Source organism: Paenibacillus cucumis (ex Kampfer et al. 2016), assembly GCF_019748695.1.
GTDB classification, from domain to species: Bacteria; Bacillota; Bacilli; order Paenibacillales; family Paenibacillaceae; genus Paenibacillus; species Paenibacillus polysaccharolyticus.
The window spans coordinates 1-17454 of record NZ_JACLIC010000035.1 but is presented as its reverse complement, the minus strand read 5'-3'; the positions used below and the strand labels follow the sequence as shown (position 1 = coordinate 17454).

The window sequence follows — 17454 nt, the reverse complement described above, 5'->3', positions numbered from 1 at the left end:
GACGTTGGTGCAGATTATTATGTTCTCATTTTCTCAAAAGCTTCGTTGTACTGCTCTGCTTCTTTAATGTCTACCGATGTAATGCCACCTGCATCCCAAGACGTAAGACGCAGTGTAACCGTTGTATAATCAATAGTAATAAAAGGGTGATGATTGAATGCTTCCGAAATCGCAGCGACTTCATCCACAAAAGCAATCCCTTTCATATAGTTAGAAAACACAAATTTGCGGACAATCCACCGTCCCTCTTCCAGTTCCCAGCCTTCAAGCCTTCCCAGATGAGCTTCGACTTCCTCTTGCGTAAAAACCATGCGTTATCTTCCTCCCCATATGATGAGACATCGCGGACTTACATCCACATGACCATCGGCACCTTTACATGCTGCCCATACAGCCTAAAAGGCAGGCCACCGCCCAGCGGCGCCTTTTTCATGAGTATCATCTTACCACGTCAAAGCACCAAAATCCATAGAACAGATGGCTCAGTGCCTTGAAGCGCAAGGTTTTATCGTCACTACACATGTTAAATTAGAGGTACAAAGGTTAGCTCTTCTTCTCCAATCAAAATATGGATCCGGTGTTGTTCTTTGTCATGGATCACCACACCGCTCCCAACCGGAATGACGGATTCCTCTCCAAGCGCGTAGAACAAGTCCTCCGCCAGTGCTTCGTCTACCTCGAGCTGTTCCGGTTCCCCTAGTCTCCCCCACTCTTCCGCATCCATTTCAAAGAAAACATAGCGATCCGGTATGCGTCCTATGGCCACCGTTAAATCTGTCAATATTCCTTCATAATCACGTCCATGCTTTACGCCCATTGACTTCTCACTCCCACTCACCTTGTAAAAGGTGGATTTGATCTTATTATACCTGAAAATAACCCTTAAAAAAAAAGCCCATCTGGTCGATAAATACTATACATGACCGTTTCATTCGTTTTCGGTAGCCATGGAGGTTGCCAGACATGCAACGGATTGCAGCAGAACCTTCGTCTGGAAGCCCGAATTCTGCCGCCTGAAAGGATTCAATTTTATCTCATGGATGAGGTGTATGATGGAAATTTCAACGATTATCGGACTAGTTTTGGGGTTAGTCTCCCTTGTACTCGGTATGTTTTTGAAGGGTGCTCCGCTGATCAACCTCGTTAATAACCCGGCAGCATACGTTATTATCTTCGTTGGTACGGCAGGAACCATCTTTATGGCGTTTCCTATGTCTGAAGTTAAGAAGATTCCGAAGTTATTCGGTATCCTTTTCAAGAAGCAAGAACTGATTGACCGCGTTTCTCTAATTGGCACATTTATGGACTGGGCTTCCACTACCCGTCGTGAAGGTTTGCTCGCTCTGGAATCAAAAGTAGAAGAGATTGATGATCAGTTCCTTCGCAGCGGCATGCGGATGATTATTGACGGTAACGACCAGGAGTTCGTCAGTGATGTACTGATGGAAGATATTCATGCGACCGAAGAACGACATCGCGGCGGCGCACTGATCTTCGCTCAGGCGGGGATGTATGCACCAACCCTCGGGGTTCTAGGGGCCGTCGTAGGCCTGATTGCGGCACTCGCCGACCTCAGTGACATGGAGAAGCTCTCTCATGCGATTGCAGCGGCATTTATCGCAACCCTCCTGGGTATCTTCAGTGGTTACGTGTTATGGCACCCGATGTCCAACAAGCTGAAGCGGATGTCCAAGAAAGAGATGGAAATCAAGTTGATGATGGTTGAAGGACTCTTGTCTATTCAATCTGGCGTATCTACTATTGCCATCAACCAAAAGTTATCCGTATTCCTGACACCTTCCGAACGTAAACAACTGGAAGAGAAGGAGGGATCATCAGGTGAAAAAGGGTAAAAAACACGAACCGCATGAGGAGCATATTGATGAAAGTTGGTTGCTTCCCTATTCCGACTTAATGACCTTGTTGCTCGCCTTGTTCATCACCCTGTTCTCCATGAGTTCACTGGATGCTGCCAAATTCGAGCAAATGGCCTCTGCACTAAGCAGTGCACTCAACGGAGGTTCCGGTGTTCTGGATCACACGTCAATGAATCCAACGGACTCCAGTACAGACTTAGGCAAGAACAAGGAAATACCCAAGGAAATCACAAAGAAAAATCCTGCGCAGATTACGGATGCCCAGATGGCCCAAAAGGAACAGGAAGATCTGGAAAAACTCAAGAAGCGACTCGACAAGTATATTTCTCAGAATGGACTATCAGACCAACTGAATACCAAACTCAACCAGTCTGAACTCAAGATCACCATCAGTGATAAAGCATTGTTCTCCTCTGGGCGAGCAGATGTGAAGCCTGAATCACGTTCACTGGCCAAGGCGATCTCTAGCATGCTGCAAGAGTTCCCTGAGTATGAAGTTGTCGTATCCGGTCATACCGATAATATTCCCATTTCCAATAACCAATATAAGGATAACTGGGATTTGAGTGCAGATCGTGCTCTGAACTTTCTGAAAATCCTGTTGCTGAACCCGCAGCTTGATCCTTCCAAGTTCACACCTAGTGGATACGGGGAGTATCATCCAATCGCTAGCAATGATACAAACATCGGAAGAGCACAGAATCGGCGTGTAGAAGTGTCCATTATCCGGAAGTATCAAAGTAACAATACGAATGTAAAATCCGTGAATGGCGGCAATTAGCAGTCCTTCAGCACGGAATGAGTTTAAGACCGTTCTCCTTGAAACTGATGGAGAGCGGTTTTCCTCTTTTTTGAGGCGTCGAGTATATGGGTGTCCTTCTGTATTTAAACTAAAAAGCATTGTCTCCTCTTAAAGGAAACAATGCTTTTTCATTCGTGCTAATATTAAGGCGGCCTTCACCCGTTTCATATTCAGTATTCCTTATTCTAGTGAATAGTCCAGTAAGCTGCCCAGTTCTGCTTTTTCAGCAGATGTAAGCTCCCGCCATGTTCCTGTTGCCTGCTCTCCAAGATGAATGTTCATGATACGAATCCGCTTCAGCTTGCGAACCTCATATCCGAATGCACTGCACATCCGCCGGATTTGACGGTTCTTGCCTTCCGTCAAAATAATACGGAACACACGGTCTGTCATTCTAGTTACGGTGCAAGGCAGCGTCATTTCACCTAGGATTTTAACACCGGTGCTCATTCCCCTGAGGAAGCTTGGTGTGATTGTCCGATCAACCGTTACAATATATTCCTTTTCATGACGACCTTCGGATCTCAAAATCCGATTCACGATGTCCCCATCATTCGTCATCAGAATTAAACCTTCCGAATCCTTGTCTAGACGTCCGATCGGGAAGATCCGTTCATGATGCCCAACAAAATCAACGATATTCCCCTGAATATGCTGTTCAGTTGTACTTGTGATTCCCACGGGTTTGTTCAACGCAATGTACACATGCTTTTTCTTCTCACTAATCGGCTTCCCGTTGATTCGAACATCGTCGCCTTCTTCTGCTTGACTACCGAGCTCCGCCTTGATGCCATTAATGGTCACCTGACCACTTTCAATTAATTTGTCGGCTGCTCGGCGGGAGCAGTAACCTGTCTCACTAATAAATTTATTAATACGCAAAAGGTCATCTCACCTCATCTAGTTCTCTTCATCTGGTTGTTGTTCTTCCGCTGATGGATCTGCCTCCTGTAACTGTGTCTGCACTTCAGAAGCCGGCAGTTCAATAATGACAGTGGTTCCCCTATTCATAGCACTCTTAATATCCATCATGCCCTTATGGGATTGAATAATTCGCTGACTTACCATGAGGCCGAGTCCCGTGCCGGATTCTTTGTTCGTGAAGAACGGCTCACCAAGCTTTGCCATCATTTCTTCCGGGATGCCAATGCCTTCATCCTTAATTTCAATTCTAACCCGGTTGGCCTGCTCGTTAACCTTCAGCTTGATATGGATGCTTCCTCCATTCGGCATAGCTTCCATACCGTTTTTGAGGACATTGATGAATACTTGCTTTAACTGATTCTCTTCACAGTGTACCATAGCTGAATCCGATGATGCATGCAACACAAACTCAACCCCGTGCAGATGTGCCTGACTATCCAGCAATGAGATAACATCCCCAAGAATGAAACGAATATCCCGCTCTTGAAAATGAACTGCTTGCGGCTTCGCCAGAATCAAAAACTCGCCTACAATCAGGTTGATTCGGTCAAGCTCAGATAACATCAGATCCAGATGGCGATGATTTAGCTTGTTGCTCTCCTGTTGAAGCTGTAGGAAACCGCGCAACGTTGTAAGTGGATTTCGAATCTCATGGGCTACTCCGGCGGCTAGCTGTCCAACCGTCGTTAGCTTCTCCGACCGTCTAAGCAGCTCTTCCATCCGATTACGGCTTGTAATATCCCTTGAGACACTGATGAGAGCTGTAATCTCACCAGCCTCGTCGCGTACAGGTGCCGTACTTACACTGACTTCAACCCGGGTTCCGTCTTTTTTCATCCAGATCGTTTCATTAGACGTAATCGACATGCCTTCAATAAGCTGTGCATGCTGCTGCTTCATTTCTTCTTCCGCTTCAGGAGGAATAATCTTGAGCGAGCGTCCTTCCACCTCACGGCTACGAAAACCATATAATTGTTCAAATGCACGGTTAACCCGTAGCACTTTTCCTTCAAGGTCTGTTATATGAATTGCATCAGCTGTCTGATTAATGATAGACTCCAGATGCTCCTTCACTGCCCGGTTCTCTTCATACATCTGCTTTAGACGACTTGTATAGTGACCCAGATTTCGAATCATCGCATTAATCCGGTTGGCGAGCTGTCCCAGCTCATCCTTGCGTTTAATCTTCAGACGGAAATCAAAATGCCCATCCGCCACATCATTCACCTTGCCCAAGATCGATTGGATGGGACGTGTAATGTAACCAGCAAGCAAGTAACTGCCAAAGATCACAATCTCCAGCAAGACCAGAGATATCGAAGCATGGCTGACCAGCTGTTCAGATACCATCGAGGATATTTGTTTGTAATCCATGACAATACTGATCACATATGAAGACTCATTCGGTGTGAAAATCGGAATAAAACTCTTCAAAACCTTCTGATCATGTGTTTCACTCACGAAAGACACATTCTGCCCTGTGCGAACAGCTCGCACCACAGCACGATGGTCTTCATCTACCGAGCCATACTGATATGTACCAAAACGGATCGGTCTGTTATTCAGTTTGCTGAAGTTCGTATCTCTTCCATCATCGCTCATATCCGGGCTCGCAAACGTCAATGGATTAATGCCTGTAATCTCCAAAATGGAGGGATTGACTTCACGGATTTTATTTAAGATTTCATCCGGGCTAGAGATCTTCACATAGTCATCTACTTCAGTATTATTATAGAAGGGGTTGATTATGTAATTTCTCTTTCCATCATGGTAATAACCCCAGATATCAACATCTGTAGGACTGGACGTCGAATACTCGAAACCATCTGACCAGAAATGATCAAGCTTCTGCCCCTCGGGAATCGTTACCTGATGCTTCTCAAATAACTGCTTAAACGCCTGATACCAGTACGTCATTGATTTCGTGGAGAGCCCTATCTCCCTTGGATCAGAGGACCTGTTAACCACAATGTCATTATCCGTCTGTTCCAGGAGTGAGATATGGGATACACCTACTTTTTTACTCAAACGAACCAGATCTTCATTGGTAATGTTCTTGATGTCTGGATCTAATTCCTCTGCTGCCATAATAGAAGCAAGCCACAGATTGTTTCCAATCTGTCTTTTTACATAATCTGCACTGTACTGATTTTGTTCGACAGAAATTGCGATCTGTTTCGCTGTGAGTACCATCTTGTTCTCACTATCCTGCCTCAAATTCTCTTCTGTAGTATAATAACTCAGTGCGATATTTAATACCAAAATAACGAGCACCGAGCACGACATAATCATGGATAATTTCGTTTTAATAGACAAATTCGTTCTTCACCTCTCGGCTTATGCCCTCTGGCGATATATGGCAAAACCTATACCCATCATAACGCTTGTATGACTATTTGAAAAGGATAATCGCCCTTTGCCCGAAAGTTACCGCTCTGGCTGAATAGATCGAATATTGTTGTATGTTCACTTTTCATGAAATGCAATGAGATGTATCACTTGATTTATTCACAAATCCACAGGGTTGTGGATAGTATGTTCATAACTATGTGATTAACTAATAGTTATCCACAATTCTGTGCACAACATGTTAACAAACCGAATGTTTGTTCGCTGAATAAATGTTGAAGAAGGGAGTTTTACGCCTATGAAGGATGATTTTCCCCAGCCTGATCTCACAGTGCTGCCCGAGGAAGAGCTGCATGAATATTGGATGAGGCAGGCTATTGCAGAAGCCCAGAAAGCAGAGGCGCTTGGTGAGGTACCCATCGGAGCCGTAATTGTGCGTAACAACGAGATTATCGGTCGTGGGTATAATCTGCGGGAAACCACGCTCGATTCTACTGCCCATGCGGAGATGGTAGCCATTCGAGAGGCAAGCGAAGTCATTGGAGCTTGGCGCTTACTGGACTGTTCACTGTACGTTACTCTCGAACCTTGTCCAATGTGTGCCGGTGCGATTGTACAATCTAGGGTTCCACGCGTTATCTTCGGTACTGCGGATCCCAAAGCAGGATGTGCAGGGACATTAATGAATTTACTTCAAGAACCGCGCTTCAACCATAGAACCGAGGTTATCCCTGATGTTCTACAACCGGAGTGTTCTTCCATGCTGACTCAATTTTTCAGACGTTTGCGTAAAAAATAATAACCCTGTAACATAAGAAAACAATATGTGAGAAAGGATGTTTGCTGCAATGGCACTAACACTATACGATACAGCTCATGGCATAAGTCTTCGTTTACTCGACATCAAAGATGCACAAGCCTATCTTGAACTGATTGAGCTTACCCGCATCCCTTATCAAGCAGTTGAACCAATTCGCGAAAATGATTTTTACACGCTTGAAGCTCAGACCCGGCGCATTGAGGATCGCGTGCGAGCTGCTGACGAGGGTACCGGTTATCAGTTCGGTATCTTCACGATTAAGGATGACCTCCTCATCGGGCAAGTCAGTCTGAACAATGTTGTGCTCGGCGTTGCTAATTATGCAGATATGGGTTACTTCATCCATCCGGACTATCAAGGCGGTGGACGAATGACTGCTGCGGTAAAGCTGGCTGTAGCCTATGGATTTCGTGTTCTGAAGTTAAACCGGGTGCAGGCCGCTGTATTGCCATCAAACCAGGGTTCTAAGCGGGTACTGGAGAAGAACGGATTCCAGCATGAGGGGATCGCTCGTAAATATTTGAAAATTAACGGGGTCTATCAGGATCATCAAATCTACGCCGTGCTTGCCGAAGATTTGGGAGATGAATTACAGCGCTAAGCCCATTGCCGCACCCTCAGTGATTGTCTACATAATAAACACATCATTCCTTGTGTACAGGAGCGAGTGGTATTTATACAAATAAAACCCGCCTAGATACTAGCAGGAAAAGAGCTTTCTCTGCTTGAGTATCAGGCGGGTTTTATTTGTAGATCAGGTTTAGATCCTAATATCCGTAAGAGGAGTTCATCAATTGCTCGAACTCTTCCATCGTAATTACATCGTCACCCGTTGGGATGTTGATTTTGAATTCAGGCTTTTCGTTAATTTTAGTGTATGTGTTCGAACCAGTGAAGGCCAATTTCATTTCGTCTTTGGTATCTTCCGGTTTGATCAGCATGTCAGCGACCATTTTTTGATAAACTGGGAAGTCGTTTTTATCCAACGCAAAATCAATGTTGAATGTGTTGATTGTCAGAACGTTTTTCAATTTATCCAGATCTTTAGTCATTTCAGCTTGATCTGCTTCAGAGATTTTCAAATCTTCTTTGGCTTTGTCAATATCTGCTTGGCTCAATTGCAACATATCTCTGTACTCTTCTTTAGAGACAATATCCATCACTTTAGGAAGTGCTTTGGTTACCAGTACAGTAACTGCTTCTTTCACATTGTCATTGTTTACAGAGAATTGTACAACCTGCTTCGCGTCTACACCTTCAGGCAACTTTGCATCTTTGGTGTCGAGGTTTTTGAAGAACTTAGCTTCATCATACTCACCCAGTACCGCATCCATGATTTCGTTGCTCAGCTTTTGTGTTTTGGCTGCGTCCAGTGCATCGGGGTTAAATTCTGTACCCTCTTGCTCCGCCAGCTTTTTCAAGTCGAATTCAATAAATTTGCCCACCATATTTTCCGGAATCGGGAAGAATGGGATGTTTGGCACTTTTATATACAATTTCTCTTTGGTCATTACCATAGGAATGTTAAAAGTCATCCCCATATCGCCTTTAAGCTCGATGCCAACGGTCATCTCTGTCTGCATTGGCTCGCTTTGGTATACACCTGTGACATTCAGTTGTGCGTCCTTCAGCATGCTCATAAACTGGGTCATGCTTTGATCCGTCTGAGATGCATCACCAGGTTTATAGCTCAACTCATTAATTGTAAAGTTGGAACTCATTTCGTACGAAGTTAATTTAGAAGCATTCGCTGCAGCCGTCTTCAATGCCTCTTTTGGTTCTTGCTTGCTACTACATGCTGTTAAAGCCAAAGATACGGTTAACAACAACGTAAGAAGAAGCGCCCCCATGCGTTTAGTCATTTGTTTCTCTCCTCTCGTGATAACCCCAAAAAAATAATTCAATACCAATGATATACCATCTCGGCCGATACTGAAACCTAATTTGGGAAAATTGTGATTTTTCCTCTTGAAAATGGCTAGAAAGACCTATGTCAGGTACGGGATGATCTGACTGCTAGTCTTTCCATATGTATGAATACGCAAAAGCCCCCTGTTAGGTAACAAGGGACTTTCGAAATGAAGTGATTTTTTATGTTTGGTACTTATCTTTTGCACGAGAACATTATAGGTTACCCCTCCGGATTTAGATGATCCACATGATTCTGATTCTTCACTTTTTTAGAGCCAGACAATGGTTCCTGCATGGAAGAACGCTTGGATGAATGACGTTGCTGATGGTTATCCTGAGCTTCGGGTACAGGAATTGCTTTTGGTTTACTCATATAAGTGCCTCCTCATCATAGGTTAGGAATGAGATGGGTCTCTATCTTCCGTTTTATCATGATTTAATGCATCCTGATGGCGGCGATCATTGGAATCTTGCTGTATTTGCTGTGCATGATGGCTGTTAACCACAGTTTGTTCGAGATCTCCAACAACATTTTGCAGGTTTTTATCCACACCCAATTTGGCTTTAGTCATTCCATTCGACCCCTTTTGGTTCGTGTTAAGATTTCGTTATCGATTGCAGTGACTGAGCACACTCGTGAATATGCCGAGTGTAATCATGCGCCAGTTCCTGAATCGGTTCTGTGCGCTCATCCGTTGTTCGCCCATCCCGTTCCACGTCAACTAGCTCTACACTGACCTCACGGGAATCAACATATTGGCATTTAAAATCAAAAGAGTACATTTCGTGACCTGCTGTAGCAATGTGTATCCGAATCGCCTGATGATTTGCTTCGTCTGCCATAACCTGTGCCTGATCACCCACATTCAAGACTTCAGGCAAACGCTCCTGCCAAGCACCTACAAGTTCGTTCTGATCAATGTTTAGTTCGCGGTTCATCTTTACCACCTCCACTTCTATAACGTGCGGAGAAGACGTTGTTTTTATGCATGAATGAATCTGGCCATACCATAAACTTCATTAAAATGATTACAAATTCAATTGTGCATGATACAATCATTTCATTATATAGAGTTAGGAGGGAATCATCTATTGAGAGTTGCCACAGGCATCATCTTCGCGTTTTGGCTTGTATTCATGTTCTTTAAGTTTCTGACAACACAACCTGTAGGTTATGATGGAGAGACTACACGCATATTAAGCGGAGGACTAATCTTCGTTCAATTCATTGCATGGGCTTTTATTTTCACATTACCATTTACAACCTTTTCAATTCTAGTCGTAGCAGAAGTGATAGCTTTGTTATTAGCAATAACGTATCAACCAGGCTATTCGGTCTTTGCGGTCGTTAACCTAATCTTCCTTATTATGAGTTTTGCTGCACATAAAGAATTGCAGAAGAAAATAGCAGTATCTAAAAAGCAAGCCAAAACTACATAGGTTTCGTTTAAAGGCATACCGTTCTAGGTATGCTTTTAATTTTCTTCATAAAAGCACCCCTACGAGTAACTCCCGTTAGATTTATCTCTAAAGGTCACAAACACAAAAAACGCACCAGACCGCTATTCAACAGTCTAGTGCGTTTCAAACATAATCACCGCAAATCCATATGCGGCGTGTCATTTAAAAGTTATGGCGGAGAGGGTGGGATTCGAACCCACGTGGGCTTGCACCCTAACGGTTTTCAAGACCGCCCCGTTATGACCGCTTCGGTACCTCTCCAAAAATATTTTATAAACTTGCCACGAAAAGTATCATACCATAGATTAATGATGGAATGCAAGTATTTTTATTTAAAATTTATAATAGAACTGGATTTAACAGCCTCCAGCACTGTAACACATCACCCATCCCACCCGCCATCCTCAAATGGCGAATGGAGTAAGATGATTTGTTAATTATGCTATCTTAAACATCGTACTATTTACGGCGAGCGATGACTTCAATCCCACCCATATAAGGACGCAATGCTTCTGGAATAATCACCGTTCCGTCTTCTTGCTGATAGTTCTCCAGAATGGCTGCTACTGTACGTCCCACTGCCAGTCCTGAACCGTTCAGTGTGTGTACAAATTCAGGTTTCGCCTTAGGCTCTCTGCGGAAACGGATATTGGCACGACGTGCCTGGAAGTCTTCGCAGTTAGAGCATGATGAAATCTCACGGTAGGTATTGCTCTCAGGCAGCCACACTTCAATATCATATGTTTTAGCCGAAGTGAAACCCATATCTGCCGTACAGAGCGTCAACACACGGTAAGGCAAGCCCAGAAGTTGTAGCACACGCTCTGCGTTTTGTGTCATTTTCTCCAGCTCATCATACGATGTCTCTGGTGAAGATAACTTGAGCAACTCCACCTTGTTGAACTGATGCTGACGAATCAAGCCACGAGTATCCCGTCCAGCCGAACCAGCCTCTGAGCGGAAACAGGAACTATATGCGACAAAATGCTTCGGCAGATCATCGGCATTCAAAATTTCTTCACGGTGGTAGTTCGTTACGGGTACTTCTGCTGTTGGGATCAGATAATACTCGGTATCTCTAAGCTTGAACAGATCTTCCTCGAACTTCGGCAACTGGCCTGTTCCAAACAAGCTGTCCCGGTTCACGATATATGGAGGCAAAATTTCTTCGTATCCGTGCTGATCACTGTGCAAATCCATCATAAAGTTAATCAAAGCACGTTCCAGACGCGCTCCAAGTCCTTTATAAAAGGTAAAACGTGAACCTGTCACTTTGGCTGCTGCTTCAAAATCAAGGATGTCCAGCTCCTGTGCAATCTCCCAGTGCGCTTTTGGCGTGAAAGAGAATGACTTGGGCTCTTCCCAACGGCGAATTTCAACATTATCCTCTTCGGATGTACCTACAGGCACACTTTCATTTGGAATGTTAGGAATCGCCATCGTGAGGTCATTAATTTTAACCTCAAGCTCGCGTACTTCCTCATCCATTGCTTTAATTCGATCGGAGACCTCACGCATCTCGACAATCAAATCATCGGCGTTCTCACGATTTTTCTTCAGTCTGGCTACTTCTGCGGACACGGTGTTACGGCGACTCTTCAGATTCTCACTCTCCTGAAGCAATTCCCGTCGCTTTGCATCGAGCTCCGTAAACCCAGCAATCAGGTCGAGCGATTTGCCACGATTATTTAATGCTTCTTCTACACGTGCATATTCATTCCGCAATATTTTCACATCAAGCACTACGTACCCCTCCTAATAAACCTACATTATAGAGCCTCATGTCAGGCCCGTTCTCGATACATTCATTTAAAAACACAATAATATCTATTATAACCTACAATGTGCTAATAACCGAAAAAACAACCTATGTCCCCGGTTGCCACCTCCGCTGCGATTCCGCTATGCAGCAGTTACAAGCAACATGAGGCATCCGTCCAGATGCAGCTGCCTCAGTAGCCTAGAACAGACAACTGAGGAGTGCTCCGATGACCGGGAGATCATAGGTTGTACATCATACTTTATTTTGCTTCTACCGATTGTTTATATGCCCTTGCCATGTCTACAAAGTAAGCATGTAGACGGTAGTCATCCGTCAACTCTGGATGGTAGGAGCAAGCCAGCAAATGTCCCTGGCGTGCTGTCACAATCTCATCTTTATACGTGGAAAGAACCTCGACCTGTTCGCCAACACTCTCAATTAACGGGGCGCGTATAAATACAGCCCGTACCGTCTCATCGATACCTTTTACAGGTAGGTCTGTCTCAAAGCTCTCTCTCTGTCTCCCAAAAGCATTACGGGAAACGGTCATATCCATAAGCTCCAAATGAGCCTCATCCTGACCTTGAATACGCTTGGCCATAACGATCAGACCCGCACAGGTACCGAATACCGGTTTTCCAGCTGCGGCGAAGGCACGAATGGCTTCCATGAACCCATACTTGCGCATAAGCTTTCCGATGGTTGTGCTCTCTCCACCCGGTAAAATCAAGCCATCCAGCTCGTCTAACTGCTGAACCTGCTTAATGGCTACACCCTCAGCTCCAGCACGTTCAATACTGCGTATATGTTCTGTAACAGCACCCTGAAGTGCCAAAACGCCGATCTTCATGTCTGAATTCCCCTTCTCTTACCAGCCGCGATCCTGCATACGCTCGGAAGGTGCGAGTTTGGAAATTTCGATGCCTTTCATTGGTGCTCCCAGGTTTTTAGAAACCTCGGCAATCAATTTATAATCGGTATAATGTGTTGTTGCTTCAACGATCGCACGTGCGAACTTCTCCGGGCTGTCCGATTTGAAAATACCAGAACCTACAAATACACCGTCTGCTCCAAGGTGCATCATAAGTGCAGCATCTGCTGGAGTGGCTACGCCGCCCGCTGCAAAGTTAACCACTGGCAATTTTCCGTTCTCATGCACATCCAGCAGAAGCTCATAGGCAACGCCCAGATTCTTCGCTTCAGCATACAGCTCGTCTTTTGACATATTGGTTACTTTACGAATTTGGCTGTTAATGAAACGCATATGACGTACCGCCTCAACAATGTTGCCTGTTCCCGGCTCACCTTTTGTACGAATCATAGATGCTCCTTCACCGATCCGGCGAAGTGCCTCACCCAGGTCTTTCGCTCCACATACAAACGGTACAGTAAACTCATGTTTATCAATATGGAATACTTCATCCGCAGGAGTCAGTACTTCACTCTCATCCAGGTAATCCACACCCAGTGACTCAAGTACTTTAGCTTCTACATAGTGACCAATACGTGCTTTGGCCATAACAGGGATCGTAACAACTTTCATTACTTCTTCCACAATCGTTGGATCAGCCATACGAGCTACTCCACCTGCTGCGCGAATATCAGAAGGAACACGCTCAAGTGCCATTACTGCTGTTGCACCTGCTGCTTCCGCAATTTTAGCTTGCTCAGCGTTCATGACGTCCATGATTACGCCGCCTTTTTGCATTTCAGCCATACCTCTTTTAACGCGTGATGTTCCCGTTTCCATATTCCAAGCCCCCCGTAGTGTATGTGTTGTCTCCCATTTTTCAATAAGCATAATAGCGCTTCTATTCAGATGAAAGAACCTTAGACTTTTATACTGTAATACGTAGAATTCTAACTTGATATTTTACCGGAAAAAGCGTAAATATACAATCCACTCATTCAGTATTAGTTTGTATTTTTCGGTTAAAACAAGTTTTTGATTCCATCGAACAGATCAACGAAGAAGTCTTTGATCGCACGGAAGAATAGGCGGAACCAGCCACCCTTCTCAGCCTCTTCGGCTGTAATCAGGTTTACCGTTTTTTCCTGAGGTTCCATTCCCTCTGCTTTGTAGGTGTAAGTGACCGTACCAACCTTAGTACCCGCTTTAATTGGTGCAACCAGTTTGTCCGCTTCAGTTACACTCGCTTTGAATGTTACGTTCAGGTCTTGAGTGCCTTTAGGAACAACAAAGCTCACTGCATTATCGGTTACGACAGGAACTGTTGTCTCTTTCCCTTTTTTCAGAGGTACCGTTTCCCAGCCTTTAACTTTGGTTTTACCTGCAACAGCCTGTTTTACTTCAAAATTATCAAAACCATAATCCAGCACCTTTTTCGTTTCTCTAAAACGTGCGGATTCGGAATCGGTTCCCATCACCACGCTAATCAAACGCATACCGTTACGCTCAGCCGTACCTGTAAAGTTATTGCCTGCGTTGCTCGTATGGCCTGTTTTCATACCATCCAGGCCTTCGTAAGCGTAGCTTTTGAAGTTGGTTATATTTTTATTCGCTTCCAGCATCCAGTTATAATTGATAATAGGTGCTTTGTCGTTCGGACGGAATTTGTAGGATTGAATCGTTGTAAAATCTTTGTAGTCAGGATGATCTCTGACGATATATCTACACAAAATAGCAGCGTCTAAAGCGGACATCACCGTTTCCTTGTCTTCTGCTGGACGGAATTCTGCTGGCATGTCTGCACGATCCAGACCAGTAGAGTTAATGAAGTGGGTATCCTTCATACCCATCCGTTTCGCTTCCTCATTCATCATTTTTACGAATTCAGCTTCCGAACCGGCAACATACTCGGCCAATGCCACGGTAGCATCATTTGCCGATCCAACAGCCATGGCGATATACAGATCTTTTACCGTGTGCTGATCACCTTCAGCCAGGAAAATGCGTGATCCGATACTTTTAGCTGCATTTTTTTTAACAGTAACTACATCGTCCCAGCCAAACTTGCCCTGTTTCACCTGTTCTGCAACAATATACTCTGTCATCATCTTCGTCATACTCGCTGGTGGCATCGCTTTATCCGCGTCAACTGACAGTAAAATCTGGCCTGTAGAAGCTTCCATCAGGACTGCCGATCTTACATCAAGTCCAAGCGAGTCTACTGAAGGGATACTAACGGCCTTTGCTGGCGTTTTCGTTGTTGTAGCTGCCGCAGTCAGAACCTGACCAGAGTCACTGGCAGCGGCCATAACAGGCATCACTGCAGACATGCATAGCATGTTAAGGAGCATAACGGAGGCTACGCTCTTTTTGAGGATCTGACGTTTTTTCTTATTCATGTGTTTGGCTTTCAATGATGAATACTCCCTTCGGTCTGAAGCTTCTGAATAATGCCTCAGTGCAGCTCAAGCTGCTATTTTCATAGTCCCTGTCACTGTGTCAATGGATATGTGGTTCTCTGCTGAATGCGCTGTATCGAAATGAGCAAGTTCGTTGCTCTATTATTCAGATCAATTGTCACTTCGCTCGCATCTTGCTGAATGCTTATCTTATGTAAAACGTAATAAACATTCTTTCTAGTATGATAAGTCATAACTGGCTTACTTTGAATCTCATAAAAAAATCATGGATCACGTCAAAAAATCGCCGCAACGCCCCGTTCCATCCTAGGACGGTCACCGCTTGTTCTATTCTATCACAGGGGTATCCGCAAAAAAAGACAAGCCCGGCGAAAATCGCCGAGCCTGCCTTGGAAATCATTAACTCACTTCAGATTACAACGAGTAGTTAGGTGCTTCTTTCGTAATCTGCACATCATGTGGGTGGCTCTCGCGAAGGCCAGCGCCTGTAATACGGATAAAGCTTGTGTCATTACGCAATTGATCCAGATTACTCGTTCCGCAGTATCCCATACCCGAACGCAATCCGCCGATCAACTGATGAATTGTATCAGACAAAGGACCTTTGTATGCTACTCGACCCTCAATGCCTTCAGGAACCAGTTTTTTGTCATCATCCTGGAAGTAACGGTCTTTACTGCCTTGTTTCATTGCAGCCATTGAACCCATACCACGATATACTTTATAACTACGTCCTTGGAAGATTTCCGTTTCTCCTGGACTCTCCGCTGTTCCTGCAAACAGGCTTCCCAGCATTACCGCATGAGCACCGGCAGCAAGAGCTTTGGTGATCTCCCCAGAGTATTTAATACCGCCGTCAGCAATGATAGGTACGCCGTATTCACGCGCCACGCTTGCACAATCATATACAGCTGTAACTTGAGGAACACCAATACCTGCAATAACACGAGTAGTACAAATGGAGCCTGGCCCAATACCTACTTTAACAACCGAAGCTCCTGCTTCAATCAGATCACGTGTGGCTTCACCCGTAGCAACGTTGCCTGCAATAATGGTGAGCTCAGGGAAACGTTCGCGTAACTTGCGAACCGCTTCAATAATGTTAATATGATGGCCATGAGCTGAATCTACTGTAATCAGATCCACACCCGCTTTGACCAAAGCGTCTGCACGTTCAAAAGTATCTTTGGAGATACCAATGGCTGCACCAACCAAAAGGCGACCTTGCGCATCCTTCGCAGCTTGTGGGAACTGAATGGCCTTCTCGATATCTTTAATTGTGATAAGGCCCTTCAATGTGTTGGACTCATCCACCAATGGAAGTTTTTCAATTTTATGCTTCTGCAAGATACCTTCTGCCTCTTGCAGTGTTGTACCCACAGGAGCTGTAACCAAATTCTCACGCGTCATGACTTCACTAATCTTGATGTTGAAATCATGGATAAATCGCAAGTCACGGTTTGTCAGAATACCTACGAGCTTCTGATCTCCTTCAACGATAGGCACACCAGAAATCCGGTATTTTGCCATAACTGCCTCAGCATCAGATACCAGATGTTCAGCTGTAAGTGAAAAAGGATTGGTGATAACACCGCTCTCCGAGCGTTTAACCCGATCCACTTCTTCAGCTTGTTGTTCAACTGACATATTTTTATGAATAATACCAATACCGCCTTCACGTGCAATGGCAATCGCCAGTGTCGCTTCAGTAACAGTATCCATCCCTGCACTAATCAAAGGAATGTTCAATTTGACGTTATCACTCAAACGAACGGATACGTCTACTTCTTTAGGCAGTGTCTCGGATTTCCGTGGCACTAGCAATACATCATCAAAGGTGAAGCCTTCCTTACCAAATTTATCTTCCCACACGCAAGTGTTCCTCCTTATGTTTGCTCAGCTTTACGGACCAAAACCCGAAGATTCCAGGCTGTATTGTATGCCGAAAATTCGTTTTCTGAAAATATATTATTGTCCATCTTAGCAAAGCGATATTTAGAATGTCAAGGGAAACTCCTTGGAACAATCAGGTGTGCTTCCCCTTGTATACAAATGTGTTTCTTAGGTGGACAAGCCTTGATAATATAATAAAAGGCGTCCTTTTATTCAGATCGGACGCCTGCTTTTGTTTTGAGTGTAGTTTAAGTATTCCTTTAATGAAGATTTTTATGTTCTTCCCTAATTTAAACAAAATAAAAACCACCACCGAACATCATCG

Annotated in this window: 18 protein-coding genes and 1 tRNA gene; 5 read left to right on the top strand and 14 right to left on the bottom strand. The window is 44.5% G+C overall.

Going from position 1 to position 17454, the window contains the following annotated elements; translation table 11 throughout:
• Positions 1-17: 17 nt before the first annotated feature.
• Together H7T88_RS20445 and H7T88_RS20440 are read right to left on the bottom strand one after the other, a co-directional pair.
• Positions 18-311 carry a 4a-hydroxytetrahydrobiopterin dehydratase gene (locus tag H7T88_RS20445; protein WP_090924882.1) on the bottom strand — a complete coding sequence of 98 codons (294 nt, stop codon included), beginning with the start codon at positions 309-311 and terminating at the stop codon, positions 18-20.
• Positions 312-523: 212 nt separating this feature from the next.
• Complete coding sequence (locus tag H7T88_RS20440; protein ID WP_154960662.1) at positions 524-817, bottom strand: hypothetical protein; 294 nt, start codon at positions 815-817, stop codon at positions 524-526.
• Between the two features lie 235 nt (positions 818-1052).
• Here H7T88_RS20440 and motA point away from each other — a divergent pair, with 235 nt between their 5' ends.
• Both motA and motB read left to right on the top strand, forming a co-directional pair.
• Positions 1053-1853 carry a flagellar motor stator protein MotA gene (motA, locus tag H7T88_RS20435; RefSeq protein ID WP_090924884.1) on the top strand — a complete coding sequence of 267 codons (801 nt, stop codon included), beginning with the start codon at positions 1053-1055 and terminating at the stop codon, positions 1851-1853.
• The gene (motB, locus tag H7T88_RS20430) at positions 1840-2658 is read left to right on the top strand and encodes a flagellar motor protein MotB (protein WP_154960661.1); all 819 of its coding nucleotides are present in this window, start codon (positions 1840-1842) and stop codon (positions 2656-2658) included. The genes motA and motB overlap by 14 nt, the downstream gene beginning before the upstream one ends.
• Positions 2659-2859: 201 nt before the next feature.
• Here the strand turns inward: motB and H7T88_RS20425 are convergent, their stop codons facing one another.
• The gene (locus H7T88_RS20425) at positions 2860-3561 is read right to left on the bottom strand and encodes a pseudouridine synthase (RefSeq protein ID WP_090924886.1); all 702 of its coding nucleotides are present in this window, start codon (positions 3559-3561) and stop codon (positions 2860-2862) included.
• An 18-nt stretch (positions 3562-3579) separates the two neighbouring features.
• Positions 3580-5895 carry a PAS domain S-box protein gene (locus tag H7T88_RS20420; RefSeq protein ID WP_260511034.1) on the bottom strand — a complete coding sequence of 772 codons (2316 nt, stop codon included), beginning with the start codon at positions 5893-5895 and terminating at the stop codon, positions 3580-3582.
• Between the two features lie 355 nt (positions 5896-6250).
• Here H7T88_RS20420 and tadA point away from each other — a divergent pair, with 355 nt between their 5' ends.
• A complete protein-coding gene (tadA, locus tag H7T88_RS20415; protein WP_221790069.1) occupies positions 6251-6751 on the top strand; it encodes a tRNA adenosine(34) deaminase TadA in 501 nt (166 codons plus the stop codon).
• A gap of 49 nt (positions 6752-6800) precedes the next feature.
• Complete coding sequence (locus tag H7T88_RS20410) at positions 6801-7373, top strand: GNAT family N-acetyltransferase (RefSeq protein WP_221790067.1); 573 nt, start codon at positions 6801-6803, stop codon at positions 7371-7373.
• Between the two features lie 166 nt (positions 7374-7539).
• Here H7T88_RS20410 and H7T88_RS20405 read toward each other — a convergent pair whose 3' ends face one another.
• From H7T88_RS20405 to H7T88_RS20390, 4 genes are all read right to left on the bottom strand, one after another.
• Positions 7540-8634, bottom strand: a complete 1095-nt coding sequence (locus tag H7T88_RS20405; RefSeq protein ID WP_090924890.1) for a hypothetical protein — start codon at positions 8632-8634, stop codon at positions 7540-7542.
• A 269-nt stretch (positions 8635-8903) separates the two neighbouring features.
• The gene (locus H7T88_RS20400) at positions 8904-9056 is read right to left on the bottom strand and encodes a small acid-soluble spore protein P (protein WP_123067169.1); all 153 of its coding nucleotides are present in this window, start codon (positions 9054-9056) and stop codon (positions 8904-8906) included.
• A gap of 22 nt (positions 9057-9078) precedes the next feature.
• Complete coding sequence (locus H7T88_RS20395; protein ID WP_221790065.1) at positions 9079-9255, bottom strand: hypothetical protein; 177 nt, start codon at positions 9253-9255, stop codon at positions 9079-9081.
• Between the two features lie 25 nt (positions 9256-9280).
• A complete protein-coding gene (locus H7T88_RS20390; RefSeq protein ID WP_090924892.1) occupies positions 9281-9622 on the bottom strand; it encodes a hypothetical protein in 342 nt (113 codons plus the stop codon).
• Between the two features lie 153 nt (positions 9623-9775).
• Here H7T88_RS20390 and H7T88_RS20385 point away from each other — a divergent pair, with 153 nt between their 5' ends.
• Positions 9776-10123: a hypothetical protein gene (locus H7T88_RS20385; protein WP_090924893.1), complete on the top strand. Its 348-nt coding sequence runs from the start codon at positions 9776-9778 to the stop codon at positions 10121-10123.
• A gap of 193 nt (positions 10124-10316) precedes the next feature.
• Here H7T88_RS20385 and H7T88_RS20380 read toward each other — a convergent pair.
• From H7T88_RS20380 to guaB, 6 genes are all read right to left on the bottom strand, one after another.
• Positions 10317-10405 (bottom strand) — tRNA-Ser (locus tag H7T88_RS20380).
• Between the two features lie 198 nt (positions 10406-10603).
• Entirely contained in the window at positions 10604-11887 is a 1284-nt protein-coding gene (gene serS, locus H7T88_RS20375; RefSeq protein WP_090924894.1) for a serine--tRNA ligase, read from the bottom strand.
• 278 nt (positions 11888-12165) lie between these two features.
• On the bottom strand, positions 12166-12756 hold the full coding sequence (gene pdxT, locus H7T88_RS20370) for a pyridoxal 5'-phosphate synthase glutaminase subunit PdxT (RefSeq protein WP_221790063.1): 591 nt from the start codon (positions 12754-12756) through the stop codon (positions 12166-12168).
• A gap of 18 nt (positions 12757-12774) precedes the next feature.
• Positions 12775-13656 carry a pyridoxal 5'-phosphate synthase lyase subunit PdxS gene (gene pdxS, locus H7T88_RS20365; protein WP_062329598.1) on the bottom strand — a complete coding sequence of 294 codons (882 nt, stop codon included), beginning with the start codon at positions 13654-13656 and terminating at the stop codon, positions 12775-12777.
• Between the two features lie 182 nt (positions 13657-13838).
• Complete coding sequence (locus tag H7T88_RS20360; RefSeq protein WP_154892144.1) at positions 13839-15230, bottom strand: D-alanyl-D-alanine carboxypeptidase family protein; 1392 nt, start codon at positions 15228-15230, stop codon at positions 13839-13841.
• Positions 15231-15650: 420 nt separating this feature from the next.
• The gene (gene guaB, locus H7T88_RS20355; RefSeq protein WP_090924897.1) at positions 15651-17108 is read right to left on the bottom strand and encodes an IMP dehydrogenase; all 1458 of its coding nucleotides are present in this window, start codon (positions 17106-17108) and stop codon (positions 15651-15653) included.
• Between the last annotated feature and the right edge of the window lie 346 nt (positions 17109-17454).